26 protein-coding genes and 1 tRNA gene are annotated in these 24,849 nt (G+C 69.6%); 22 read left to right on the forward strand and 5 right to left on the reverse strand.

What is annotated here, in order from left to right; genetic code table 11:
• Positions 1-70: 70 nt before the first annotated feature.
• A complete protein-coding gene (locus tag E1269_RS29755; protein ID WP_239001074.1) occupies positions 71-658 on the reverse strand; it encodes a 5-formyltetrahydrofolate cyclo-ligase in 588 nt (195 codons plus the stop codon).
• Between the two features lie 67 nt (positions 659-725).
• On the opposite strand from E1269_RS29755, the gene galU reads away from it, so the two are divergent.
• From galU to E1269_RS29795, 8 genes are all read left to right on the forward strand, one after another.
• A complete protein-coding gene (gene galU, locus E1269_RS29760) occupies positions 726-1,688 on the forward strand; it encodes a UTP--glucose-1-phosphate uridylyltransferase GalU (RefSeq protein ID WP_131901502.1) in 963 nt (320 codons plus the stop codon).
• On the forward strand, positions 1,685-2,911 hold the full coding sequence (gene glp / locus E1269_RS29765; protein WP_131901504.1) for a molybdotransferase-like divisome protein Glp: 1,227 nt from the start codon (positions 1,685-1,687) through the stop codon (positions 2,909-2,911). Before galU ends, glp begins: the two co-directional genes overlap by 4 nt.
• 48 nt (positions 2,912-2,959) lie before the next feature.
• Positions 2,960-3,388 carry a cyclic pyranopterin monophosphate synthase MoaC gene (moaC, locus tag E1269_RS29770; RefSeq protein WP_131901541.1) on the forward strand — a complete coding sequence of 143 codons (429 nt, stop codon included), beginning with the start codon at positions 2,960-2,962 and terminating at the stop codon, positions 3,386-3,388.
• Positions 3,385-3,930: a MogA/MoaB family molybdenum cofactor biosynthesis protein gene (locus E1269_RS29775; protein WP_131901506.1), complete on the forward strand. Its 546-nt coding sequence runs from the start codon at positions 3,385-3,387 to the stop codon at positions 3,928-3,930. The genes moaC and E1269_RS29775 overlap by 4 nt, the downstream gene beginning before the upstream one ends.
• A complete protein-coding gene (locus E1269_RS29780) occupies positions 3,927-4,547 on the forward strand; it encodes a GNAT family N-acetyltransferase (RefSeq protein WP_239001075.1) in 621 nt (206 codons plus the stop codon). The genes E1269_RS29775 and E1269_RS29780 overlap by 4 nt, the downstream gene beginning before the upstream one ends.
• A gap of 290 nt (positions 4,548-4,837) precedes the next feature.
• Entirely contained in the window at positions 4,838-5,473 is a 636-nt protein-coding gene (locus E1269_RS29785) for a YceI family protein (protein ID WP_131901508.1), read from the forward strand.
• A gap of 94 nt (positions 5,474-5,567) precedes the next feature.
• Positions 5,568-6,431 (forward strand): divisome protein SepX/GlpR, encoded by an 864-nt coding sequence (sepX, locus tag E1269_RS29790; RefSeq protein WP_476702874.1) that lies wholly within the window; start codon positions 5,568-5,570, stop codon positions 6,429-6,431.
• Positions 6,432-6,510: 79 nt separating this feature from the next.
• Positions 6,511-6,587: transfer RNA gene (locus E1269_RS29795), tRNA-Ala, on the forward strand.
• Between the two features lie 335 nt (positions 6,588-6,922).
• Here the strand turns inward: E1269_RS29795 and E1269_RS29800 are convergent.
• Complete coding sequence (locus tag E1269_RS29800) at positions 6,923-7,597, reverse strand: GTP pyrophosphokinase (protein ID WP_131901545.1); 675 nt, start codon at positions 7,595-7,597, stop codon at positions 6,923-6,925.
• Positions 7,598-7,841: 244 nt separating this feature from the next.
• On the opposite strand from E1269_RS29800, the gene E1269_RS29805 reads away from it, so the two are divergent.
• The 3 genes from E1269_RS29805 (at position 7,842) to E1269_RS29815 (ending at position 13,179) form a co-directional block, all read left to right on the forward strand.
• A complete protein-coding gene (locus E1269_RS29805) occupies positions 7,842-8,963 on the forward strand; it encodes a hypothetical protein (RefSeq protein ID WP_131901511.1) in 1,122 nt (373 codons plus the stop codon).
• Positions 8,960-9,505: a hypothetical protein gene (locus E1269_RS29810; protein WP_131901513.1), complete on the forward strand. Its 546-nt coding sequence runs from the start codon at positions 8,960-8,962 to the stop codon at positions 9,503-9,505. Before E1269_RS29805 ends, E1269_RS29810 begins: the two co-directional genes overlap by 4 nt.
• A 329-nt stretch (positions 9,506-9,834) precedes the next feature.
• Positions 9,835-13,179, forward strand: a complete 3,345-nt coding sequence (locus E1269_RS29815; protein WP_131901515.1) for a DEAD/DEAH box helicase — start codon at positions 9,835-9,837, stop codon at positions 13,177-13,179.
• A 75-nt stretch (positions 13,180-13,254) separates the two neighbouring features.
• Here E1269_RS29815 and E1269_RS29820 read toward each other — a convergent pair whose 3' ends face one another.
• Positions 13,255-13,677, reverse strand: coding sequence for a type II toxin-antitoxin system VapC family toxin (locus E1269_RS29820; protein ID WP_131901517.1), 423 nt, complete (start codon positions 13,675-13,677; stop codon positions 13,255-13,257).
• Complete coding sequence (locus tag E1269_RS29825; protein ID WP_131901519.1) at positions 13,674-13,898, reverse strand: ribbon-helix-helix domain-containing protein; 225 nt, start codon at positions 13,896-13,898, stop codon at positions 13,674-13,676. The genes E1269_RS29820 and E1269_RS29825 overlap by 4 nt, the downstream gene beginning before the upstream one ends.
• A 252-nt stretch (positions 13,899-14,150) precedes the next feature.
• On the opposite strand from E1269_RS29825, the gene E1269_RS29830 reads away from it, so the two are divergent.
• From E1269_RS29830 to E1269_RS29850, 5 genes are all read left to right on the forward strand, one after another.
• Positions 14,151-15,026 carry a DUF3800 domain-containing protein gene (locus E1269_RS29830; protein ID WP_131901521.1) on the forward strand — a complete coding sequence of 292 codons (876 nt, stop codon included), beginning with the start codon at positions 14,151-14,153 and terminating at the stop codon, positions 15,024-15,026.
• Positions 15,027-15,313: 287 nt separating this feature from the next.
• Positions 15,314-17,065 carry an HD domain-containing protein gene (locus E1269_RS29835; RefSeq protein ID WP_131901523.1) on the forward strand — a complete coding sequence of 584 codons (1,752 nt, stop codon included), beginning with the start codon at positions 15,314-15,316 and terminating at the stop codon, positions 17,063-17,065.
• Positions 17,066-17,097: 32 nt separating this feature from the next.
• Positions 17,098-17,430 carry a hypothetical protein gene (locus tag E1269_RS29840; protein WP_131901525.1) on the forward strand — a complete coding sequence of 111 codons (333 nt, stop codon included), beginning with the start codon at positions 17,098-17,100 and terminating at the stop codon, positions 17,428-17,430.
• Positions 17,431-17,440: 10 nt separating this feature from the next.
• Positions 17,441-18,034 carry a hypothetical protein gene (locus E1269_RS29845; protein ID WP_131901527.1) on the forward strand — a complete coding sequence of 198 codons (594 nt, stop codon included), beginning with the start codon at positions 17,441-17,443 and terminating at the stop codon, positions 18,032-18,034.
• A 130-nt stretch (positions 18,035-18,164) separates the two neighbouring features.
• Positions 18,165-19,043 (forward strand): LLM class flavin-dependent oxidoreductase, encoded by an 879-nt coding sequence (locus tag E1269_RS29850; protein WP_131901529.1) that lies wholly within the window; start codon positions 18,165-18,167, stop codon positions 19,041-19,043.
• A 7-nt stretch (positions 19,044-19,050) separates the two neighbouring features.
• Here E1269_RS29850 and E1269_RS29855 read toward each other — a convergent pair whose 3' ends face one another.
• Positions 19,051-20,010, reverse strand: a complete 960-nt coding sequence (locus tag E1269_RS29855; protein ID WP_203434207.1) for an RNA polymerase subunit sigma-70 — start codon at positions 20,008-20,010, stop codon at positions 19,051-19,053.
• 139 nt (positions 20,011-20,149) lie between these two features.
• Here E1269_RS29855 and E1269_RS29860 point away from each other — a divergent pair, with 139 nt between their 5' ends.
• The 6 genes from E1269_RS29860 to E1269_RS29880 all read left to right on the forward strand — a co-directional run bounded on the left by E1269_RS29860 (position 20,150) and on the right by E1269_RS29880 (position 24,830).
• Positions 20,150-21,178, forward strand: coding sequence for a hypothetical protein (locus E1269_RS29860; RefSeq protein ID WP_131901531.1), 1,029 nt, complete (start codon positions 20,150-20,152; stop codon positions 21,176-21,178).
• Positions 21,179-21,192: 14 nt separating this feature from the next.
• Positions 21,193-21,360, forward strand: a complete 168-nt coding sequence (locus E1269_RS32610; RefSeq protein WP_162606691.1) for a hypothetical protein — start codon at positions 21,193-21,195, stop codon at positions 21,358-21,360.
• Between the two features lie 40 nt (positions 21,361-21,400).
• On the forward strand, positions 21,401-22,378 hold the full coding sequence (locus E1269_RS29865) for a glycerophosphodiester phosphodiesterase family protein (protein WP_131901533.1): 978 nt from the start codon (positions 21,401-21,403) through the stop codon (positions 22,376-22,378).
• A 70-nt stretch (positions 22,379-22,448) separates the two neighbouring features.
• Complete coding sequence (locus E1269_RS29870) at positions 22,449-23,780, forward strand: MFS transporter (protein ID WP_131901535.1); 1,332 nt, start codon at positions 22,449-22,451, stop codon at positions 23,778-23,780.
• 37 nt (positions 23,781-23,817) lie between these two features.
• On the forward strand, positions 23,818-24,189 hold the full coding sequence (locus tag E1269_RS29875; protein ID WP_131901537.1) for an ArsR/SmtB family transcription factor: 372 nt from the start codon (positions 23,818-23,820) through the stop codon (positions 24,187-24,189).
• Positions 24,186-24,830: an SRPBCC family protein gene (locus E1269_RS29880; protein WP_131901539.1), complete on the forward strand. Its 645-nt coding sequence runs from the start codon at positions 24,186-24,188 to the stop codon at positions 24,828-24,830. The genes E1269_RS29875 and E1269_RS29880 overlap by 4 nt, the downstream gene beginning before the upstream one ends.
• The last annotated feature ends 19 nt before the right edge of the window (positions 24,831-24,849 follow it).

The following is a 24,849-nucleotide window of genomic DNA, read 5'->3' on the forward strand; positions in this document are numbered from 1 at the left end:
CCCCATAGCCCTCCCCAGGTCCGCAGTCCGCCCCGTCGGTCACCCCGTCCGCCCGCGACGCTGGCGGGGTTCAGCGCAGGCGGCGCACGGCGGATGGGGTCGCGACGGCGTCGACGGGCACGTCGTGCGGCGCGCGCGGCACCGGCATGTCGAGCACCTCGCCGTCGTGCAGGAGCACGCAGCTGAGACCGCGCCCCAGCCGCCGCGCCAGCACCCTGTCGTAGGACCCGCCGCCGCGGCCGAGACGGAAGCCGCGCCGGTCGACGGCCAGCCCGGGCACGAGCACCACGGCCGCCTCGAGCACCGCCGCCGGCCCGAGCGGGACCCCGTCGGGCTCCAGCAGTCCGCGCGCGGCCGCCACCAGCGCCCGCGGTCCGCGGTACAGCCCCCAGTCGAGCTCGCCGTCGGGCAGCAGGATCGGCAGCAGCACGTCGACGTCGTTGTCGCTCAACGCCTCGATCAGCGGCCCGGTGCCGGGTTCGCGGCCGACGGAGACGTACGCGGCCACGCGGCGCGCCGCCGCCACCTCGGGCAGCGCCAGGACGACGTCGCGCAACGCCAACGCCGCCGACGACAGCGCGGTGGCGTCGAGCTCGGCCCGGCCCTGCAGGATCCGCGAGCGCAGCGCCCGTTTCGCATCCGGTACGGATGTGCTCACAGCTTCACCGTAGGCGCTTGGCACGTCCTGCTTCTGCGGGACCGCCCGGGTTTGTAGGGTGACGCCCATGAGCGCAGAGCGAACGGGGCAAGACGGTGCACACGCCGGCACGGTGACGAAGGTCGTCATCCCGGTCGCGGGTCTTGGTACGAGGTTCCTGCCGGCCACCAAGGCGACTCCCAAGGAGATGCTGCCGGTGGTCGACAAGCCGGCCATCCAGTACGTCGTCGAGGAGGCCGTGTCGGCGGGCCTGGCGGACGTGCTGCTGGTCACCGGCCGCAACAAGGACGCCATCGAGAACCACTTCGACCGCGCGTGGGAGCTGGAGGCCGCGCTCGAGGCGAAGGGCGACACCGAGCGGCTGCGCCGGGTGCAGAAGTCGCAGGTCCTGGGCGAGATCCACTACGTGCGCCAGGGTGACCCGCGTGGCCTCGGGCACGCCGTGCTGTGCGGTGCGCGCCATGTCGGGCACGAGCCGTTCGCCGTCATGCTCGGCGACGACCTCATCGACCCGCGCGACCCCCTGCTGCCCAAGATGCTCGATGTGCAGCGGCGCTACGGCGGCAGCGTCATCGCGCTCATCGAGGTCGACCCCGCCATGGCCCATCTCTACGGCTGTGCGTCGGTCGAGCCCGCCGAGGACGACGTCGTGCGCGTCACCGACCTGGTCGAGAAGCCCGCGCCGGGCACCGCGCCGAGCAATCTCGCCGTCATCGGCCGGTACGTGCTGAACCCGGCCGTGTTCGACGTGCTGCGCGAGACGCCGCCGGGCCGTGGCAACGAGATCCAGCTCACCGACGCGCTCAAGACGCTGGCCGGGATGCCCGCCGACGACGGGGGAAGCGTGCATGCCGTGGTCTTCCGCGGCCGCCGCTACGACACCGGCGATCGTTTCGACTACCTGCGCACCATCGTCAGCCTGGCCAGCGAGCGCAGCGACCTCGGCGCGGACTTCCGGGCGTTCCTGCGCGAGTTCGTCGCCGACCTGCCCGCGGAAGAGAACCAATCAGAAAACGAGGCAGCACGGTGAAACGCGTCGCCGACCATCTCTCCGACGTCCTCGGTGCGGTCAAGCCGCTCTCGGAGCTGGACTTCCAGCTGCTCGACGCGCACGGCTGTGTGCTCACCGAGGACGTCATCGCCCCGTGGTCGCTGCCGCAGTTCGACAACACCGCGATGGACGGGTACGCGGTGCTGGCCGAGGACGTCGCCGGCGCCTCGGGGGAGGAGCCGGTGGAGCTCCCCGTCGTCGCCGACATCCCGGCCGGCGACACCCAGGTCAACGCGATCGGGCCGGGGCTGGCCGCCCGCATCATGACCGGCGCGCCGATCCCGGGCGGTGCCGACGCGATCGTGCCGGTCGAGCAGACCGACGGCGGCACCGTGCGGGTGCGGATCACCGCGCCGGCGAAGGCGGGTGCGCACATCCGCCGGGCCGGTGGCGACGTGCATGCCGGCGACGTCGTGCTGGGCGCCGGCACATACCTCGGCGCCGCGCAGATCGGGCTGCTGGCCGCGGTCGGTCGCGACCGCGTCGTGGTGCGGCCGCGGCCGCGCGTCGTCGTCGTCTCCACCGGCAGCGAGCTCGTCGAGCCCGGATACCCGCTGGCCAGCGGACAGATCAGCGACTCCAACTCGTTCACCTTGACCGCCGCCGCGCGCGAGGCCGGCGCGGTGGCCTACCGGGTGCCGCCCGTGCCGGACGACAAGGAGCGGCTGCTCGGGCTGATCGAGGACCAGCTCATCCGTGCCGACATGGTCATCACGACCGGCGGGGTCAGCGCCGGCGCGTACGACATCGTCAAGGAGGTGCTGTCGGGCCTGGGCACCGTACGGTTCGACAGCGTCGCCATGCAGCCGGGCAAGCCGCAGGGCTTCGGCACCATCGGCGACGACGACACCCCGATCTTCGCGTTGCCCGGCAACCCGGTCAGCGCCTTCGTGTCCTTCGAGGTCTTCGTCCGCCCGGCCATCCGCAAGATGCTCGGCTCGCCGCGGCTGCACCGGCCGAGCGTCAAGGCGGTGCTGCAGGAGCGGCTGCGCTCGCCGGAAGGACGGCGCCAGTTCGCTCGCGCCCGCGTCCAAACCGCCCAGGATGGCGCCTACCACGTCCGGCCGATCGGCGCCCAGCAGTCGCACCTGCTCGGCGACCTCGCGTACGCCAACGCGCTCATCGTCGTGCCCGAGCACGTCACCGAGGTCACCGCGGGACAGGTCGTCGACACCGTGCTGCTGGAGAGACGTCGGGAGTGAACTGTGTCTGAGGGCCTGACCCATCTGGACGACGAGGGCGCCGCGCGCATGGTGGACGTCTCCGGCAAGGACGTCACGGTGCGGACGGCGACGGCGTCGGGCCGCGTGCTGGTCTCGGCCGCGGTCGTCGCGGCACTGCGCGGTGAGGGGGTCCCGAAGGGCGACGCGCTCGCCGTCGCCCGCATCGCCGGCATCCAGGGCGCCAAGCGGACGCCGGAGCTGGTCCCGCTGTGCCACCCGCTGGCCATCCACGGGGTGGACGTGTCGTTGAGCGTCGCCGACGACGCCGTCGAGATCGCCGCGACCGTGCGGACGGCGGACCGCACCGGCGTCGAGATGGAAGCCCTGACGGCGGTCGCGACAGCCGCGCTGACCGTCGTCGACATGGTCAAAGCCATCGACAAGGGCGCCGTCATCAGTGACATCCGCATCGAGGAGAAGACGGGCGGCAAGTCCGGCACCTGGCGGCGGGCATGAAGGCACTCGTGGTCACCGTCTCGACGCGCGCCGCCGCGGGCGTCTACGAGGACCGCGGGGGGCCGCTGATCGTCGAGCGCCTGCGTGCGCTGGGATTCGATGTCGCCGAGCCGACGGTGGTCCCCGACGGCGACGAGGTCGAGGCGGTGTTGCGCCGGGCCGTCGACGCGAGGTACGACGTGGTCGTGACCACCGGCGGCACGGGGCTCAGCCCGACCGACCGCACCCCGGAGCTGACCCGCCGGGTGCTGGACGTCGAGGTGCCCGGGCTCGCCGAGGCGATCCGCGCCTACGGCGTGGCCGCGGGGGTGCCGGCGGCCACGCTGTCGCGGGGCGTCGCCGGCCGGGCCGGGCGGACGCTCGTCGTCAACCTGCCCGGGTCTACCGGTGGGGTGCGCGACGGGCTCGCGGTGCTCGCGCCGGTCCTCACCCACGCCGTCGACCAGATCCACGGCGGCGACCACGTGGGGTCCGGCGGCGGCCACCCGAGGCCCGGCGCGGACCCCGTCGTCGGCGGTGGGGGAGACGGGAGCAGCCGGTGAGAGGGAGGTCCGCCGGCCGGCTGCACTGGCCGGTCGAGCTGTCCGAGGGGACGGTCGGGCTGCGGCCCCTGCACGGGCGCGACGCGCGGGTGTGGACGCAGATCCGCAGCCGTAGCGAGACCTGGCTGCGGCCCTGGGAGGCCACCCCGCCGCCGCCCCACGACCCGTACACCATGAGTTTCCGGCAGATGGTCCGGCTGCACGCCGCGCAGGCCCGTGCCGACGAGGCGCTGCCATGGGCCGTCACCTACGAGGGACGGCTGGCCGGCCAGCTCAACGTGTCCAACATCATCTGGGGCTCCGCCCGCATGGGCACCGTCGGCTACTGGCTCGACGTCGACCTCGCCGGCCGCGGCATCATGCCCACCGCGGTGGCGATGGCGGTGGACTACTGCTTCTTCGTCGCGGGACTGCACCGCCTCGAAGTGAACATCCGGCCGGAGAACCGCGCGTCATTGCGGGTGGTCGAGAAGCTCGGATTCCGCGAGGAAGGACTGCGGCCGCGGCTGCTGCACATCGACGGCGAATGGCGCGATCACCGCTCGTTCGCGCTGACCGCCGAGGAGATCCCGGAAGGACTGCTGACCCGCTGGCGGTCGTCGCGGATGGCACCCTGATCATTTGCGGCTCTTCTGCTGCATCCGTGGATTGCGGTTGGACCCCCGAAATGATCACGTTCAGCACGAGATCTCGTGTCACACCATGCTCGCAATCGTGGTGACGCTCGGGTGATCCTGCTGAACGTGATCATTTCGGGTGCGGGCCTTCGAAGGGGACCTGACCTGCACGGATAACGCTAGGTGAGCGCCATTCGCTGAACCGTCACGTTCTGTTGAAATTTCCTGTGCGAGCCTTACTTCGGTAGTTTTGCGACGAAACGCTCTGAATTTTCCACGGGGGATGATTCATGAACGACACGGCAGGGGTGCGCCTCTGGAACGGTGCGATGCTCCCGACTCCGGGGGTGTTCGAGATCGACCCGGCACACACCACGGCCGGCTTCGTCGCGCGACACTTGATGGTCACTCAGGTGCGCGGACGGTTCGAGAAGGTCGAAGGCACCGTCCACATCACCGAGGACCCGCTGGAGTCGTCGGCCACCGCGCTGATCGAGACCGGCACCATCACCACCGGTGCCGCCGAACGCGACGCACACCTGCGCAGCCCGGACTTTCTCGACGTCGAGGTCTATCCCACGATGCGCTTCGAGTCGCGCTCGGTGCACGGCGGCGAGTCCGGGCCGAAATGGTCCATCGTCAACGGCACCATGGTGCGCCGGCGCCGGGTCGGCGGGGCCGGCAAGTTCGTCTGCGCCGGCGATCTGACCATCCGCGGCGTGACCTGTCCGCTCGAGCTCGACGTCTCCATCGACGGCGTCAAGGGCGACCCGTGGGGCGGCGAGCGGCTGGCGCTCAGCGCGACGGGGGAGATCGACCGCGAGGCGTACGGTATGACCTGGAACGTCGCCCTCGAAGCCGGCGGCTGGCTCGTGTCGCAGAAGATCCAGATCGAGATTCGGGCACAAGCGATCAGGATGACCTGACGTCTCCTCGAGTCACACCAGTCACACCTGTTACGAGCGACACACCGATTCAGGTCCAACACGCGGGATGCCGCGCACCGTAGCGTTCTGTGGCATGGGGTACAGCGGCCTGATCTATGCGGCGATCGTCGCTGCTTGGGCCGCCTTCCTCGTTCCCCGATGGGTCCGCCGCAACGAAGAGGTCGAACGCGCCCGAGAGGCTGATATGGTCCGCGGCGTGCGCGTCCTTTCGCGTCGTTCCGGCCCGCCCCAAGCACCACACGGGCGGGTCGATCAGTATGTGCCGCAGGCTCCAGCCTCGGTGGTCGCTGTGGAGGTTCCCGTGGACTCGGTCGATGCCGTCTTCGCGGCGGCCGCCAGGCGGCGCCGCCGCATGCTCGTCGTCCTGCTGCTCGCCGTCGTGGCTTCGGTGGGGTTGGTGCTCGTCGGGCGGGCACCGGGGTGGCTGCCGGCGGGGCCCGGGTTATTGCTGCTGCTGTTCCTGTTCGTCGCTCGCCGTGCCGTCGTCGCCCAAGCCCGCCGTCGTCGGGACGTGGTGCGCCGACGCTCGGTCGCCCGCCGGCGTGCTCTGGCTGCGGCGCGAGCGGCTGCGGTGGTCGCCGAGGAACCGGCCGCGGACGAAGAGGTGAGCCGGCGCCTGGTTCTGCCCGCGGACGTCGTCGAGGACGCCGTGGGGGACGGCGACAGCTGGTCGCCGGTCCCCGTCCCGCTGCCCACATACTTGACGAAGCCGAAGGCGCCCCGGCCCGCGGCCCGCAAGATCGACCTCAGCCAGCCCGGCGCCTGGACGTCGGGCAGCCTGGACCCGGCCAGCTCGATCGAGCTCCCACGCCGCGAGCCCGCCGAGCGCCCCGCCGCGGCAACGGGCACTGACGGCGCGGTATCGGAGGGCTCCTCCGGGACCGAGGCCGGGATGGACGAACAGCAGCCAGAGCACCGCCGCGCGGTCGGCGATTGACAGTCGTTCTAGGTGGTGGCCCATGGTGCTGCCGATTCGTTCTCCGGCCGGTCCGGATGGTAATCTCTCCGAGGTTCCAGGGGCTGTGGCGCAGTCTGGTAGCGCATCTCGTTCGCAACGAGAGGGTCAGGGGTTCAAATCCCCTCAGCTCCACCATCTGATTTCACCGGGGCTCGAGTTCAGACTTGCTGGCAAGGGTTTCAACGACACCGTGGCACGAAACGAATGGACGTCCCCCAGGCGACGTCGCCTTCGGCGTGGGGGAACTCGCCACCCTTGAGCGCGACGGACGCTGCTCGGCCAGGGCAGCATGTTCACTGATCTCAGGCACGCGACCTCCATGAGGCGCGGCACTGAAGCCTGAAACCAAGAGCGGCAGTCGATACGCACAGCGCCGGGGCCAGTTGCCCTTCTTGGTCGAATGCCTGTCAGAGTAGATCCGCAAATGCCGGGCGCCGACAGCGCGAATGCCTCCGAGTGAGACCCGCTCCTCAGGGTTCGCGGAGCGTGGCGCGCTGGCGGATCAGCTGCGTGACGACCTGTTCGGACAGTTCGAGGCTGCCGTTGGTCTCCGTGAGTTCAGGCGTGTGTCGATCACCATGGATCTCGCCGTGCAGGCGCTCCATGTCCTCGTCGAGCTTGGCGGCGGTGATGGCGGCGTCGCGGAGGCTGGCGAGGAGCTCGTCGGGGACTTGCTTGTCGTACTTGTAGTGGATCTTGTGCTCGAGGCTGGCCCAGAAGTCCATGGCGACGGTGCGGAACTGGACCTCCACCCGCACCGGCGTCGGCCCGTCGGACAGGAAGACGGGGACCTCGACGATGGCGTGCAGGCTGCGGTAGCCGTTGGGCTTGGGGTCGCGGATGTAGTCCTTGACGGTCACGACCTCGACGTCCTGTTGGTTGGTGAGCATGTCGAAGACGCGGTAGGCGTCGGAGACGAAGGAGCAGGTGACGCGGACGCCGGCGATGTCGGTGATCTCGTCGCGGATCCGCTCGAAGGTGGGTTCGGTCCGCTTGCGCCGCACCTTGTCCAGGACGCTCTCCGGCGACTTGAGCCGGGCCGACACGTGCTCGATCGGGTTGTAGGCGTGGATGTGCTGGAACTCTTCCTGGAGGATGCGCACCTTGGTGGTGATCTCGTCCATGCCGAACTTGTACGACAGCATGAACCGGGAGAACTCCTCCTTGAGCTGCCGGAACTCGACCAGCAGGCCGGCGGCGGCCTCGCCCAGAATCGGTGAAGCGTCGTCGCCTTCCACCCGCGCGAGCTCCGTCACCTCTCCGATCCTATGCGGCACCTGGACGACCCCAGCTGCCACGTGAGATCACTCACCCGAGCGCTGGCGAACCGAGGCGGCGGTGACGCCGGGACGGGTATCGTCGGTGGCGCCTGTGCAGGGGAGGTCGGGCGTGGCGTTGGCGAGGTCGAGCGACCAGGGTGAACTGCGCGCAGCCATCGAAGGTCTGTTGCGCACCTGGGTCGACCTGGACCGGCAGGCCGACAACGCCGCCCGCGCCTCCCGTGAGCAGGCGCACCGGGTCGCTCGGCAGCTGGTGGGCCTGCGGCAGCCTGGGCTGAGCGGGCTGGCCGACGAGGTCACCGGCATCGGCACGCTGATGAGCGCCGATGTGACGCGGAAGCTGGCCGAGGTCCGCGCGCCGTACGTGGCCGAGGTGCACCAGCTGTTGGGGCTGCTCGCGCCGTTGCACGGGGTGGCGTCGGTGCCGCCGTTGGCATGGTCGTCGGCGGCGGTTGCGGACCTGGCCGGCGCGTTTCCCGCCGGCTTCGCCCGCGACTACGTGGCCGACCTGGTCAAGTCGGTGGAGCGCAGCGTCACGCTGGAGCTGGAGGCCGCCGGCCGGGTGGTTTCACAGCCCGACGTCGACGGTGTCATGGTCGCGCTGGGTTCGGGGTTCTCCGACGCGCACAGAGCAGAAGGCGTCGCGCTCCTGCGTGACGCGATCTGCCACGCCGTCCAGCGCCACGGGCCGCAGATCTCCGATGACGCTCAGTTGGCCCGGCTCATCTGGCTGAAAGACCCGTCCGGCCAGAACTCCTGGCAGATCACGTCGAATGAGTCCGTCCAAACGGGTCACCGCTGCGGTGTCGTCTGCGGCGGGTTCACATCCTCAGCAGCCCTCGCCAAGCCCATCGAGGCATTGCTCGAGGTCGCTCACGAGCGCGCCGGTGACCTTGCCACGTTCCTCAGCAGGAATGCCGGCCTTTCGTCGTCGATCGGCGTCCACGTCAGTGCACAATTGGCTCGCCTGGAACCTGGCGACGCATCGGGCTATCACGGCGCCGGAACCGGCACCCGCGAGACACGTCGTGACTGGGTCAAGGCACGTGCCTTCGGACTGGCCGAGGGTCGTGCGACCGTCTATGGGGTCGCATACGATCCCATCGCGACGGGCACGGACCCGGGCGCAACGCTCGTGTTCAAGAAGTCCGGGAACGACTGGCGCATGGTGACGTGCTACCCGGTCGGAGAACCGAAGCCGACCGATGCGCGACTGGAGGATCTCACGTGATCGCGATGAGTCAGACGTTCAAGGCATTCTTCAGCGGTGGCTTCGGCCAAGTCGACTACGAGCCCGACCTCTACGTCGAAGCCGTCGAGGAAGTTCTGAAGACCCTGGCCGACGACGAGACCGGTGGTTACCAGGTCTTACGAGATGAGTTCGCTGCGCACATTCGCGAGTCTTCATTCCCCCCGTCGTCCAGTCTCGACTCGCAGTGGACGACCGATGAGTGGTTGCGGGACGTTTGGTATGACGCGTTCGGGCCGGAGCCGCCGCCTGGCGATCCGTACCCCGTTCCTACCGAGCACTGGGGTCATCTCCGGCAGACCGATTACATGATCTACGCGGTGAAGGACACGCCCGAGCACAGCAGCCCGGGCGCGGCCGCCTGGCTGGAGCGTCGTGGACTCACGTTCGGGGAGGTCCGGGCCGGCGTGTTGCGGCCGGCGGCGGAGTGCATCAATGTTCGGCCGGCGCCGGAGGGGTGGTTCGAGCGGCTGCATGATCTGGTCGAGCGCGGCCTGCGGGAGGAACAGCCCGGGGAGCGCTGACGCCTCCGGACCAATTGGCGGCGTCTCATCAGTGAGACTTCCTCGCGATGGCCGCATAGACGTCGTCAACGGCCGACCGTCGCGGCGTGGAACATGTCGCTTGTCGGCAGAGTGGCGACCCCGTCGGCACGGTGACGGCGCCGACCACGGTGCTTAGCGCGATTCGCCTGTTGCCCCGGTCGTCACGGTGACATCGCCGACGTAGCCCTTTCAGCATTGGCGCAGGTCAGACTGCCCGTCGGCATCCTGCGTGTCGTCGACGTCGTCAACTCCGACATCGGCTCACAGGCTTGCGCAGATTGTCGGTAGCCGCCGCTAAGGTGCTCGCTATGTGGCCGGGCATCCAGGCGAACGATGAAGCGGGTCTGCTCAACGTGGTGGACCCGCAGACGTACGTGCGCGGGCTGGTCTATGCCCAGCAGGGCGCCGTGTCCGACATCGAGTGGTCGCCGGATGGGCAGATCCTGACGGGCCTGGTCGAGGGAAGCGGCAGCAATGAGTACACGACGCTCGTGGTCCTCGCTCGCGCCGGCCGCGGGCAGAGCAGGTTCGTCGAGGGTCGCTGCAGCTGCCCGGTGGGGTTCGACTGCAAACATGTGGTCGCTCTGCTGCTGACGGCGCTCGAGGAGCGGGCCGGCCGTCGCCCGGCCACGGCGCCGCCGGTGGACTGGAGGCGCTCGCTGGATTCGCTCCTGAACGGCGGCGTCGCACCGTCCCACGGCGAGGCGTTAGAGGTCGCGGTGGAGCTGACGCTGTCCGGCGGGCCACGGACGTCTCGGCGGCACCACCATGGAGCCGGCGTCGAGCAGCCGCGGCTGATGGCGCGGCTGGTTCGACCGGGTCGGAGCGGCTGGGTGGCGGGCGACTTGAGCTGGTCCAAGCTGATGCGCCGGCCCGAGCTAGGGGAGGGGTCCGTCCAGCAGCTGCGCTGGCTGCGTCAGTTCTTCATGCTGTACGAGGCCGGACGGCGCAGCGACGGTTACTTCTCGTACTACACCCGCGAGGAGAAGTACCTCGACCTGGCGGCATTCGAATCCAGCCAGCTGTGGCCGCTGCTGGACGAGGCGACGGCACTTGGCATCCGGTTCGTGCACGGGAAGAAGGCGTGGGGCGACGTCGACGGCTACCGCTCCGCGCGGCTATCGCTCGACGTCACCACCACCGACTCGTCCGGCGACCTGATGGTCGCTCCGGTGCTCGACGTCGACGACGTGGACGCCGCTGTCGTCGTCGCCCGGTTCATCGGCACGGACGCACACGGCGTGATCTACGCGGGGCGCGCAGAGACGCGGAATGACGCGAACCCGCGGAGCTGGCGGTTCGGCCTGGCCCGGCTCGAGCAGCCGGCATCACCGCGGATGCAGCGAATGGTGCTCGACGACGCAGGACTTACGGTGCCCGCCAGCGACGGAGAGCAGTTCCGCGGTGGATACCTCCCGCGGCTGCAGCGGCTGACGACGGTCGTCTCCTCCAATGGGTCGTTCACGCCGGCGGAGCTCTCAGGGCCGAGGCTGGTCGTACGCGCCGACTATCACGACGACCACGTGCTGGACCTGCACTGGGAGTGGCTCTACGCGGTCGGGGGGCAGCAACGACGCTTCCCGCTGGACGGCCCTCAGCAGGACGACCCCTTCCGAGACCCCGATGCGGAACGGACGCTGCTGTCGAACGTCGATGCCGAGCTTCGCGACCTCGGCCTGCTGTCCGACGGTGACGACGGCGGACGGGTTACCCGCCGGCCGGGACGATCCGTGGTGCCGCGGCGCCGGCTGGACGGGCTCGACACGATGCGGTTCAGCACCGAAGTGGCGCGACGGCTGAACGACCTGGCGGACGTCGACGTCGAAGTCACGGGCGAGCCGGTCGACTATCGGGAGGCCGGTGACTCCCTGGTCATCGGCGTGTCCACGGATGCCGCACCAGGCGAGACCGACTGGTTCGACCTCGGCGTCACCATCACCGTCGAGGGGCAGGACGTGTCGTTCACCGACGTCTTCACCGCGCTGGCGCGGGACGAGCCGTACCTGCTGCTCCCCGACGGTGCGTACTTCTCACTGCAGAAGCCCGAACTGCAGTCGCTGCGCAGGCTGATCGACGAGGCGCGCGCGCTCGGCGACAGCCCCGCCGCCAGCACCAGGATCAGTCCGTTCCAGGCCGGGTTGTGGGAGGAGCTCGTCGCCTTGGGCGTCGTGACGCGCCAGGCCGAGACCTGGAAACGCCAGGTCGAAGGGCTGCTGGCGGCCGGCTCGCTCGATCAGACGGTCCCGCCGAGCACGTTAGAGGCGGAGCTGCGTCCCTATCAGCTGGACGGGTACCAGTGGTCGGCCCTCCTCTGGGAGCACGGCCTCGGCGGCATCCTGGCCGACGACATGGGCCTGGGAAAGACGGTGCAGACGCTCGCGTTGATATGCCACGCCAAGCAGGCCGACCCTGACACCGCGCCGTTCCTCGTGGTCGCGCCCACCAGCGTGGTGTCGAACTGGGTGGCCGAAGCCGCGCGGTTCGCCCCGGGACTCACCGTCGTCCCGGTCACCGACACGCTGCGCCGCCGCGGCGAATCGATCGACGAGGTGGCCGGCAAGGCCGATGTCGTCGTCACCACCTACACGCTGCTGCGCTTGGACGCCGACGAGTACACGGATATCCCTTGGTCCGGAGTGGTGTTCGACGAGGCCCAGCACGTGAAGAACCACAAGTCGAAGACCTATCAGAGCGCGCGGAGGCTCACCGCGCCGTTCAAGCTGGCCGTCACCGGCACCCCCGTCGAGAACAACCTGATGGAACTGTGGTCGCAGCTGTCGATCACCGCACCCGGGCTGTTCCCGAGCCCGAGCCGCTTCGAGGAGTACTTCGCTCGCCCGATCGAGAAGCAGAACCGGACCGAGCTTCTCGCCACGCTGCGGCGCCGCATCAAGCCCCTGGTCAAGCGGCGTACGAAGGAACAGGTGGCCGCCGACCTCCCCGCCAAGCAGGAACAGGTCATCGAGGTCGACCTGCACCCCAAGCACCGCCAACTCTACGAGAAGCATCTGCAGCGCGAGCGGCAGAAAGTTCTCGGACTGCTGGACGATGTCGACAAGAACCGGTTCACCATCTTCAGGTCCCTCACGCTGCTCCGGCAGCTGAGCCTGCACGCCGCGCTCGTCGATCCTGAGCAAAGCGGGCTCCCCAGCGCCAAGGTCGGCGTCCTGCTCGAACACCTGCGCGAGGTCATCGACGGCGGCCACCGAGCCCTGGTGTTCAGCCAGTTCACCGGATTCCTCGGCATCGTGCGCGAGCACCTCGACGCGGCCGGCATCGAGTACTGCTACCTCGACGGTTCCACCCGTCACCGTGATCAGGTGATCTCCCAGTTCAAGGACGGCAGCGCACCGGTTTTCCTGATCAGCCTCAAGGCCGGCGGCTTCGGCCTCAACCTGACGGAGGCCGACTACTGCTTCCTTCTCGACCCGTGGTGGAACCCGGCCACCGAGGCGCAGGCCGTCGACCGGACTCATCGCATCGGGCAGACCCGCAACGTCATGGTGTACCGGCTGATCGCCGCGGACACCATCGAAGACAAGGTCATGGCGCTCAAGGCGCGCAAGGCCGAGCTGTTCGCCAGCGTCATGGACGAGGGCAACATCTTCGGCTCCCGCCTCGACGTCGACGACATCAAGGGCCTCTTCCAATAGATAGCGCCCCATATGGTGACGTCCGTGCCCGCTGATGCTTACCCGCGTGTGGTGGCATGTTCGCCGCCCGCATCGTCATCGAGCATCCGAGGGCAGCAGGCGGAATGCATCCCCGTGGAGAGGAGTGACGGCGCGGAAATGCCGCTCGTCGAGAGTGAGCAGGTCAAGCGTGTTGTGGCGGGCGGCGAGGACGACAAGGGTGCAGTCAGTCAGTCCCAGGCCGAGGTCGGCATACTGCTCGTCGATATCAACGGCCCGCCGGATCTCGGACGGAGTCAGGGCCGCCGTGGTGAACCCTCCCACGGTAAAACTCCGCACCGCAGCTCGCGCGTTCGCCGCACCACCACGCACGCGGAGGAGGTGATCGACTTCCGCCAGGACGAGCGGGCTGATCACAAATGGCGGCTCGGTCTCCTTGAATGCGCCGGCAACCCGGTGATGCGCTGGATCATCTCCGTCCGCCAAGGCGAGCAGACCGCTGGTGTCGCAGATGATCACTGCCCGAAGCCCGTCTGCTTCAGGAGTTCTTCGTCCCTCTCGGCGAACGGCTCGTGATGACCGCTGTGGAAGATCGGGAAACTCGCCGGCGGCTCGTGCTCCGTGACCTCGCGGCGTATCGCTTCCCGGATGACGTCGGCTTCCGTGCGACCTTGGGTTCTGGCCAGGGTCTCGACCGCCCGTTTGAGGTCGTCCGGAAGGTACAGCGTCGTCTTGACCATGCACGTATGGTACCGCGTATGGCGTACCGTCGCGTGGCGCGAAGCAGGTGCCCACGGTAACGGCTGGCGGTGATGCCACCAGAGGTCGCTCAACAGCTCGTCGCGAACGCTGGATCCAAGCGCTTCGCTTGGCCAGAACCGCGCCTCAGCGCTACGGAAGCGGTGGCAAGCGCGGTTTCAGCCTGCGAAGCTTCAGGGAACCCGCCGGAAGCCCGCCGCAAGACCGTGAGACGGCCACGTACGGTACGGCCTATGGCGTTCCCGCGATCGCCCGTCGAAGTCGCCTGCGACGAGTCCGGGTCGGAGGGCGACAAGCTCGTCGGCGGCAACACGGACGTGTTCGCGCACGCCAGCGTGGTGGTCGGCGTCGACGAGGCGGCCGAGGCGGTGCGGGATATCCGCGGCCGCATCCGTTCCCCGGCCACGGAGTACAAGGCGAACCACCTGCTCCGAGCCAAGCATCGGGCGGTGCTGACCTGGTTCCTCGGCCCGGACGGACCGCTGGTCGCCGCGCACGTGTATCTCGTGGACAAGCCGTTCCTGGCCGTCACCAGCGTCGTCGACGGTGTCGACGCGGCGGCCGAGCTCTACCGGGCCGGCCGGACCGGGGCGGACCCGGTCCGCTGGTGGGCGTTCCTCGAGGCGGCGAACGAGCTGGGTCGTGTCCGCAGCGCCGACCCTGACCCCGTGAAGACGTTCCTCCGCGCCGTCGACGCCCTGGGCCTGGCCGCGGCCGCGCGCGAGTCGATCGTCGAACCGATGAACCAGGCGGACGTCTCGCTGGACCCGCTGCCGCCGGCCATCGTGCGCACCGTCGAGCACTGGAGCGACGGCGGTCGGTCCGTCCGCGTCGTGCACGACCAGACGAACGCGCTCACCCCGGACCGGCTCGCCGAACTCGACCGGCGGCTCGGCCCGAAACGGCTGGCCAGTCTCACGATGGTCGACTCCGTCGATGACCCTCGGGTGCAGCTGGCGGACTTCCTCGCCGGCGTCGCACGCAAGATTGCCGAGAACGCTCTGAACGGCCATCCCGACCGGGAGCTCACCACCGCCCTGCGTCCGTACGTCGACGCGAACTCCGTCTGGGCGGACACCGAGAGTTGGGATGCACTCGTCTCCGAGTGAACCGAGCGCGCGTGCTCTTGACAGTCAAGATCACCGCGGACAGGATGATGCAACGGATGTGAGCAATGTCATGTTTCTTGCTCGGTCCGCAAGGGGGCGGGGGCGGCCATGAGCATGGGTCCGAGTTCATCGTGAACGGCGACAACCTGAGCTATCGCGTCATCAGGGATCCCGTTCACAACTACGTCATCGTGCCGATTCCGTTGAGCAGTCTGGTCATCCACCCCCTCGTGCAGCGGCTACGGCGGGTCTCCCAGACCGGTATGACTCACCATGTGTATCCGTCGATGACGGGGAGCAGGTTCGAGCACGCGCTGGGTGCCATGCATCTGGCCCGGCAGGCGTGGCAACAGGCGTGGCTCAACTCCAGCGACGATGTGCGGAAGGCCTTCCGAAGCGACGTGTGGAAGACGTTGAACGGCTTGACGGCGAGCGCGCTGGATCAGGACACACGTGACTGGGTGCGCGGGCACGCCGAGTTCAACGAGACGTTCGACGACCGGATCGCCCTGGCCGTGGGCGCCGCGACACTGCTGCACGACATCGGCCACGCGCCGTTCTCGCACACGTTGGAGCCGTTCTTCGCCCGCCACGCGGCGCAGATCGCCAGCCAGGATCCGACCAAGGTGGCCAAGTACGTCACGTCCATGGTCACGCCGTTCCACGAGTTCGTCGGGTACCAGATGCTCGACCAGATCGAGCCGGACGCGGTGGAGCGGATCCCGTGGGTCGTCGTCAAGATGATCATGGACACCAGCCACCAGCCAGGAACCTGGCAGGCGAGCATCCACGGGCTGATCTCGGGCGAGGTGGACGTCGACCGGATGGACTATCTGGTGCGCGATGGTCAGAAGTCCGGTTCGGAGGTCGCCGCGGTGGATCTGGCCAGATTGATCCAGTCGGTGGAGCTCCGCAACATCCAGTCGAACGGCGATACCGACGCTCCGGCGGTCTGGTCGGTGGGTTTCGGGCTCCGGGCGCGTAGCGCCATCGAGGCGTTCCTCAACAACCGGCAGCGCTATCACCAGTGGGTGCTTTTCCATTCGCACGCCGTGGCAGTCGACCGGATGCTGGAGTACGCCGTCGAAGGGCTGTGGACTCTCGCGCGCGACGTACGACAGGGCTCACGCGACGCGGAACTGCTACACGTCCTGGCGGACCTGGTTCCCGACCTGAACTACTTCTCGCCGCACAAGCGCCTGTACGACGCCACTCGTGACGGGCGACCCGTGGTCATCGAGGACCACGACACGACGGCGATCCAGGCGTCCATCGACGACGTCACCGTCATGGAATGGCTGAAGTCGTCAGCCTCGGTGGTGCGGGCGCTCCTGACATCGGGGCAGTCGCTGGGCGCTCGACGCGCCGAACTGGTGCGAGTGCTGGCCTGCGTCGAGGCGCTGGTCGACCGGGTGCCCAACTGGGCGCCGGTGTGGAAGACCGAGGACGACTACCGTGAGATGGCCGATGAGCTGAAGGAGCCCCTCGTCGCCACCTTGAACAGCCTGGGCCTGGAGTTGCTCAGGGACGGCCGGCGGCGGGTCGAGGGACTGTCGGCCGCGCCGACCGCCGCGGTGAGCGCCTCTCTTGACGAGGTGTCGAAGGCCTTCGCCAAGGACAGCATCCTCGGACTGAACCTGCTGGCCAAGCAGTGTCTGCGGTCGAGGGACATGACACAGCGGTTCCTGCGCGAACGGACGTGGGCCGACGCGCTGAGTACACGCTGCGTCCCTTCGCGGCAGCTCAAAGGCGGGTTCTGGGTGTTCGCGTTCCAGGAGGTCGCGTCGGTCCGCGACGGCCACGAGATGGCCGTGAACGTCTTCGACGGCAACCGGCCGCGGCCGTTCCGGGAGATCAGCGCGACGGTGAGCTACCTGCCGGAGATCGAGGCGCGGGCGGTGAAACTGCATGTCTACTACGTCTGCCCGAACCTCCAGATGCGCGTGAACAGGATATCTAGGTACAAGGACGAGCTCCGGAAGCTCTTCAAGGAACACTTCGCCGACGTGGTCATGAGCACCTATCGAGATCTGATCTGATCCAGCTGACGGCCTCAGGAAGGAAGCGGTACATGCGTTCTGGACGACGTATCGACCAGGCACAAACCGAGGTGCATGTGTCCGTCGACGACGACTATCCGCCGGTCAGTTTCGCCGGGCCGCTCCTGGCCTGGATCGAGGCTCACGGACGCGGGCCACACAAGTTCGGGGATCTCTGGGACGCCCTGCACGGAACGACGGTCACGCGCCGCGGCCACGTCGTCCCGCTGCGGACCACCCAGGAGCTGATCAGCGACCTCGAGCGGCTCCAGGATCTCGGCTTCCTGCGGTGGGATCAGTACACGGGCGCCATCGACGTGCCGTCCGACCTCACTCGGCGGCTCGAACAGGCTCTCCCGTCGTAGGCGAGCCGACGTGGACACGGCGCTCGAGTGGGGCCGATTACTGGTCGACCTGGTCACCGCCCTGGCCTGGCCGCTGGTCGTCCTGGTGGTCCTCTATTGGCTTCGGTCACAGCTGGTCGACGGCGTCGGGCGCCTGGTCGACCGCGTGCCGCAGCTGAACACCATGCGCTTGAAGGTCGGCCAGGTGTCGCTGGAGAGCGAGTTCGCCGTGCTGTCCGGAATGCGCGAGGAGATCGTCGAGAAGATCGAGGTCGAGGCGGCGGAGTCGTCGCGCGGCGTTCTGCTCGCCTCGGTGCCGCCGGTCAGTCCGAGCGCGATCATCGTCTCGTCGTTCGACGCGGTGGGTGAGGCCCTGAGAACCGCGGCGCAGAACGCCGGTATCGCCGACCCGGAGCTGACCATCGTCGATGCCCGCGCGCTCGCCGCCCAGCTGGCGAGCCACCGGCTGCTGCCCCCGGAGATCGCCGAGGCGGTCTACACCCTCGACAACCTTCGGCAGGCCGCGTTCGCCAACACCTATCCGGGTCCCACGGACGAGCAGGCCAGGGAGTACCTGAGCTTCGCGCAGGCAGTGACTGAGCGGATCCCACTGCATCCGGCGTAATCGGGGAAGGTAACCGAGCGGGCCCGCACCCCGAACACCGACGACGACGACGATTCCTCCCGCACCGTGCGCGGGTCTCCATCTACGACCTCGATGGACGACCCGCCACGGAACGGCGAGAGGAATCACCATGACCATGAGCTTCGGCATCTTCCTGCCCGTCGGCTTCGGGCAGGAGTTCGCCGGCACCGGCCCGGCCGAGGCCGCCGACATCGTCGTCGAGCTGGCCGGGACCGCGGAGGACACCGGCTTCAAGGCGGCCTGGCTGCCCGACCACCTGCTGACCATTCCGCCGTCGACGGCGTTCGTCCTCGAGTCGTGGGCGATGCTGGCCGCGCTGGCCAGGGAGACCGACCGCATCGGGATCGGCCCGCTGGTCACCGCGACCGGCTACCGCAACCCGGCGCTCCAGGCGAAGATCGCCTCGACGGTGAACGGCCTGTCCCGGGGCCGGCTGACGTTCGGGATCGGCGCCGGTTGGTACGAGCCCGACTACCGCGCCTTCGGCTACGACTTCCCGGAAGCGCCCGAGCGGCTCCGGCAGCTGCGGGAGGCGGTCCGGACCATCCGGGACAGCTGGAGCCACCAACAAGCCCACATCCCGACGATGATCGCCGGCGGCGGCGAGAAGGTGACGCTCAAGATCGTGGCCGAGTACGCCGACGCCTGCAACGTCATGACGTCACCGACCGATGCCGGGCGCAAGTTCGCCGTCCTCCGCCAGCACTGCGCCGACTCCAACAGCGACTACGACAGCATCCTGCGCACCGTCACCACCGGCTGCCTCATCAGCGACACCGACGACGAGGCGCAGGCCGCGCTCTCGCCGGCGGCCGGCGCGTTCTATCCCGGCGACTTCCGCTCGTACCTGCTCTACGGCACGGTCGACACCGTCCGCCGGCGCATCGACGCCTTCCGAGAGGCGGGCGTGCAGCAGCTGATCGTGAGCTTCCACGACGCGACAGAGCCCGAGGCCGTCCGGCGCTTCGCCAAAGAGTTCATCGACTGAGCGAGGCTCAGCGACCCAACGATGACGGCAGACCGAACCGGGGCAGCAGCGACGGGTGGCCGAAGACGGTGACCCGCGCGATGCCCGCGGCCGACGCCGAAACCACGCCGAGCCCGAACCCGTCGAACGCACCGTCCGGACCCAACTCGTAGGCGGCGAGCGCCGGTTGTCCGTTGGCGACGGTGGGAAGCGTGCGCCAGGTGCCCGGCGCGCCCACGACGTCGTCGATCAGGAACGCGACACAGGCGCGCTTCCCGCTGAACCACGTCTGTGCGGCCGGCATCTCGATGACGGCGTCGGCTCGCAGCGCGCGCGAGAAGGCGTCGGCGTCCGCCGTCTCGAACGCCGACATGTAGAGCGCGAGCAGTTCGCGGGCCCGCGGGTCCGTCGGCTCCAGGGTGTCGTCCATCCGGGGTTCGACCTCGCGCAGCCGTGCCCGCGCCCGCTGCAGCAGACTCTTGACCGCGCCGACGTTCAGCTCCAGCGCGGCGGCGACCTCGGCGGCCGGCAAGGCCAGCACGTCACGCAACAGCAGCACCGCGCGCTGCCGCGGCGACAGGTGCTGCAGGCCGGCGACCAGGGCGAGCCGGACCCCATCGCGCGCGACGGCGACCGCGGCCGGGTCGGCGGACTCCGGCGTGACCAGCGCGTCGGGCAGGGGCTGCAGCCAACCGACGCCGGCGGCCGCGCTCTCGGCCCCGCCGTCCGGGCCGGCGCCGAGGCCCACCGGCACCGTCCGCCGGTCGCTGCGTCGCACCGCGTTGAGGCAGGCGTTCGTGGCGATCCGGTAGAGCCAGGTGCGCAGCGACGACCGGCCCTCGAACCCGTCGCACGAGCGCCACGCCCGCAGGTACGTCTCCTGGACGAGGTCCTCGGCGTCGTCCACCGAGCCGGTCATCCGGTAGCAGTGCGCGAGTAGCTCGCGCCGGAACGCCTCGGCGCGGCTCATGAACTCGTCGCGGGTCACGGTCCTCCCTCGGGACGGTGTCAGGGCGGGGCCGCCCTCCCCGTACAGACCGTCCGGGACACCGGAAGGAATCGTTCGCCCAACGTGACTACCAGGAGAGATCTTCTGTCATGCCGGTGTCCGATGTCACACTTCGCTCGTGACCGATGCCCGGGACGTGGTCCCTGACGATGATCGCGCCTGGCGGCCGCCGCCGGGCACCCTGCTCCTCTCCACCCTCGTTGGCCTGGGCTGCACCGGCGCCGGCATCGGCTTGGCCGTGGCGGCGGGCGAAATCGGTACGGCGGTCCTGGTGATCGCGGTGATCATGCTGGTGCTGTCCATCTCAGCGGGGGCCGCCTACCTGCTGGCCGCCAGCCCGTATCGCGACCGCGGCGAGCCGATCCCGACACGCTACGGCGTCGTCCAGGCGGTGATGATCGCTGTCGCGCTGGCGCTCTTCCTGGTGGACGGGTATGCCGCCGGCGCCACGCTGGCCGGGCTACTCGGCGGGATCATGCTCGCCAACGCGTGGACGGTCCGGGGTGTCAAGCCGCACGAGGTCACCGAGCCGGTCGTCGCAACCCCCGAGCCAGACGCCCCCTTCGTGCCCGACGTGCCAGACGCCGTCCCAGACCCGGCCGCCGTCCCGACCGCGGACGCTGCCCCGCAGCCGGTCGGGCAGGTGCTCCGCACGGTCGTCGCGACCGATCGGCGGCGCTGGCTGGCCTGGATCGCCGCCGCGGCGCCGACGTCTGCCCTGACTCTCCTGCTCGACCCGCCCGGCGCGTTCACCTTCGGCGTCGTGGCGATGGGCACGCTTCTGGTGCTGTGGGTCGGGCGCCGGTACTGGGCGGCTCAGCTGGCGCTGCGTGACTTCGAGCGGGCCGAGACGGCGCCCCGTCGGGCCGTCGTCACCCTCGTCAACGATCTGGCCAGAGAGCTGCCCAGGCCGATGCTCGGCGTCTGGCTGGAGCCGCCGCTGGTGGTCGGTGGCCGGATGCGCAAGCCGGACCGCGTCTACCGGTGCGACGACGAGCGCGACTCTCTCGCCGGCTCGCACCACTACTACGTGCTGCACGAAGCGTGGGTCGACACCGACCGCGGAGCTGGTCGAAGCCGCGGTGGGTCGCCACCGACGCCGGCATCGTCATCCCGCACCGGCGTGCGCTGGGCCGCTGGTACCTGACCCTGCTGCTGAGAATGGGACAACCCGGCCCGGTCGTGCCGCTGACCGTGCCGCCACCGAACCCGGCCACCGAGCCGCGCACCGAGGTCGCCGTCGACGCGCGGCCGTTCGCGCTGCGGGTCGGGCAGCGGGTGGCGGGCCTCGCCCTGTTCGGCCTGGTGCTGATGCTCACCGCCCGGTGAGCATCTGTTGCCCGCGGCGCCGGCGTATTACCGTGCGCGCATGATCAAGCCTCTCGTGGCCGCCGGTGTCGTCGTCGCTTTCCTGGTCCCGACGACGGGGTCCGTGCCGGCCGTGGCCGGCGCCGCCACCGAGCCGGCCGCCGTGGCCGCCGACGCCAACCCGTGGCTGGAACGGCGGGTGCTGAACATCGCGCACCAGGGCGGCGAGCTCGAGGCGCCGTCGGACACGCTCTACGCGTTCAAGACCGCGGTCGACAAGGGCGCCGACGTCCTGGAGCTCGACGTCCACGCGACCGCCGACGGCGAGCTCGTCGTGCTGCACGACACCACCGTCGATCGCACCACGAACGGCACGGGCAGGGTCGACGCGCTGACGCTCGCGCGGATCCGAGAGCTCGACGCCGCGTACTGGTTCGCCGAGGGCTGCGGCACCTGCCACGACGGCGCGCCCGGCGACTACCTCTACCGCGGCATCGCCACCGGCGACCGGCCGGCGCCGTCCGGGTACACCGCGGCGGACTTCCGCATCCCGACGCTCCGCGAAGTGCTCGAGACGTTCCCGGACATGCTGCTCAACGTCGAGATCAAGCGGACCCGCCCGGAGACCTCCCCGTACGAGCGGGCGATGGCGGACCTGCTCGAGGAGTTCGGCCGCGGCACGGACACCGTCGTCGCCTCGTTCTCCGACAGCGCGGTCACCCGGTTCACGCTCTACAACCGCGACGTCAGCACGTCGCCGGGCACCGCCCAGGTGACGGCGTTCTGGCTCGGCACGCTCGGCCCGCTGACCGGGGTCAAGCTGCACGGACACCACGCGCTGCAGGTTCCGCCGTCGCAGTCGGGCATCCCGGTGGTCACCGCCGACTTCGTCGCCGACGCGCACGCCCGCGGCCTGGCCGTCCATGTCTGGACCATCAACGACCGCGCGGAGATGGAACGCCTCATCGGCCTGGGCGTCGACGGCATCATGACCGACCGTCCGACGCTGCTGGAGGAGGTTCTGCGCGAGCGGGCATAGTTCCGGCCCGTAGGCGCTTGTATCTCAGCAGCCGCATCGAGGCGGCGGGGGGACGAGAGGACGTGCGCCCATGAATCGGCAGGCCCGGCGCATCCAGACCATCTACCTGACGTTGCTGCTCGGCAACACCCTGGCGGCGTCGTTCATCTGGGGCATCAACACGCTGTTCCTCCTCGACGCTGGGCTCTCCAACCTGGAGGCCTTCGCCGCCAACGCGTTCTTCACCGTCGGCATGGTGGTCTTCGAGGTGCCCACCGGGGTCGTCGCGGACACGTGGGGCCGACGGGCGTCGTACCTGCTCGGCACCGTCACGCTGGCGGCCACCACGGCCCTGTACTACCTGATGTGGCAGGTCGAGGCGCCGTTCTGGCCGTGGGCGGTGGTGTCGATGCTGCTCGGGCTCGGCTTCACGTTCTTCTCCGGTGCGGTCGAGGCCTGGCTGGTCGACGCGCTGCGGTTCACCGGCTACGAGGGCGACCTGGAGACGGTGTTCGGCCGCGGCATGATGGTGTCCGGCGTGGCGATGCTGGGCGGTTCGGTCGCCGGCGGCGTGATCGCCCAGGTGACGTCCCTGGGAGTGCCGTTCCTGATCCGGGCCGGTGTGCTCGTGGTGCTGTTCGTGGTCGCGTTCCTGGTCATGAGGGATCTCGGGTTCACGCCCGACAGATCGACGGGCACCGCGAAGGCCGTGCGCGGGATCGTGACGGCGTCGATCGAGCACGGCTGGCGCAACCCGCCGGTGCGCTGGGTGATGCTCGCCGCGCCGTTCGCGTCCGGCGTCGGGTTCTACACCTTCTACGCGCTGCAGCCGTTCCTGCTGGAGCTGTACGGCGACCCGGACGCGTACTCGATCGCCGGGCTCGCGGCGGCCGTCGTCGCCGGTGCGCAGATCCTGGGCGGCTACCTCGCGCCGCGGGTGCGCAGCCTGTTCCGGAAGCGGACGACGGTGCTGATCCTCACGACGTCCGGTGGAGCGGCGATGCTCGGGCTGATGGGTATCACGGAGGCGTTCTGGCTGGCCGTGGTCCTCCTGATCGCGTGGGGCGTCGTCTTCTCCGTCGAGGAACCGGTCCGGCAGGCCTATCTCAACGACCTCATCCCGTCCCGGCAGCGCGCGACGGTGCTGTCGTTCGACTCGCTGATGAGCAACACCGGCGGGGTCGTGATCCAGCCGGCGCTGGGCCGGGCCGCGGACGTCTACAGCTACGCCGCGTCGCTGGGCATCGGGGCCGTGATCCAGCTGATGTCGGTGCCGTTCCTGGTCGGCAGCCGGCGCCAGCACGCTCCCGCCGACACCGCGAGGACGCTGGACACGACGCCGTCGCCGTCGGCCGCGCCAACCGACGCGACGCCGTCGCCGTCGTCGGTCGCGGAAGGTGAGAGCGGGCGCAACCCTCTATAGGGGTTTACTTATAAGTGCTTGACGATAACGTCGGCACGTGCATGCGTTCGACGTGCTCGGCGATCCGGTCCGCCGCCGCATCCTCGAGCTGCTGGCCGATGGTGAGCTGACCTCCGGCGCGGTCACGGCGGTGATCCAGGAGGAGTTCGGCATCAGTCAGCCCGCGGTGTCGCAGCATCTCAAGGTGCTGCGCGAGTCCGGGTTCGCGACGGTCCGGCCGGACGGCGCGCGCCGGCTCTACGCGGTCAGCACCGAGCCCCTGCGCGACGTCGACGCGTGGCTCGACCGCTTCCGGCGCTTCTGGACTCCACCGCTGGAGGCGCTGGCGACGGAGCTGGCCCGCGGCAAGCGCGAACGCCGGCTCCGCGAACAGGCAGGTCAGGAAAGCGACCAGGAGAAGTCATCATGATCGATGTCGTCCAGCAGATCAACGCCGTGCGCCGTCAGGTCGGTGCGCGGGTCATCGAGGCGGGCGAGGCGCGCACCGTCGTCGTCAGCCAGACCTACCCAGTCGCCGTCGAGGACCTCTGGGACGCCTGCACCAACCCCGAACGCCTGCCGCGCTGGTTCCTGCCGCTCAGCGGTGACCTGAAGGAGGGCGGTCACTACCAGCTGGAGGGCAACGCCGGTGGCACCATCGAGCGCTGCGACCCGCCGAAGAGCTTCGCCGCCACCTGGGAGTACGGCGGCGGGATGAGCTGGATCGAGGTACGGCTGGCTCCGGAGGGTGACGAGCGGACGACGCTGCGGCTCGAGCACATCGCCCTGGTCGACGACGAGGGCTTGAGCTTCTGGGCACAGTACGGCCCCGGCGCCACCGGCGTCGGCTGGGACCTCGGGCTCATCGGGCTGGCGCTGTACCTCAGCGGTGATGGTGCGGCCGTCGACCCGAAGGCGGTCGAGGCGTGGACCACATCCGACGAGGGCAAGCGCTTCGTGACGCTCGCCAGCGAGAGGTGGCGCGACGCGAACGTGGCCGCCGGCACCGCCGACGAAGCCGGTGCCCAGGCCGCCGCCGACCGCACCACCGCGTTCTACACCGGCGCCTGACGCCGAGCCCAGCCCAGCC

Origin of the sequence: Jiangella asiatica (assembly GCF_004349065.1) — a bacterium.
In the GTDB taxonomy this organism is placed as follows: Bacteria; Actinomycetota; Actinomycetes; order Jiangellales; family Jiangellaceae; genus Jiangella; species Jiangella asiatica.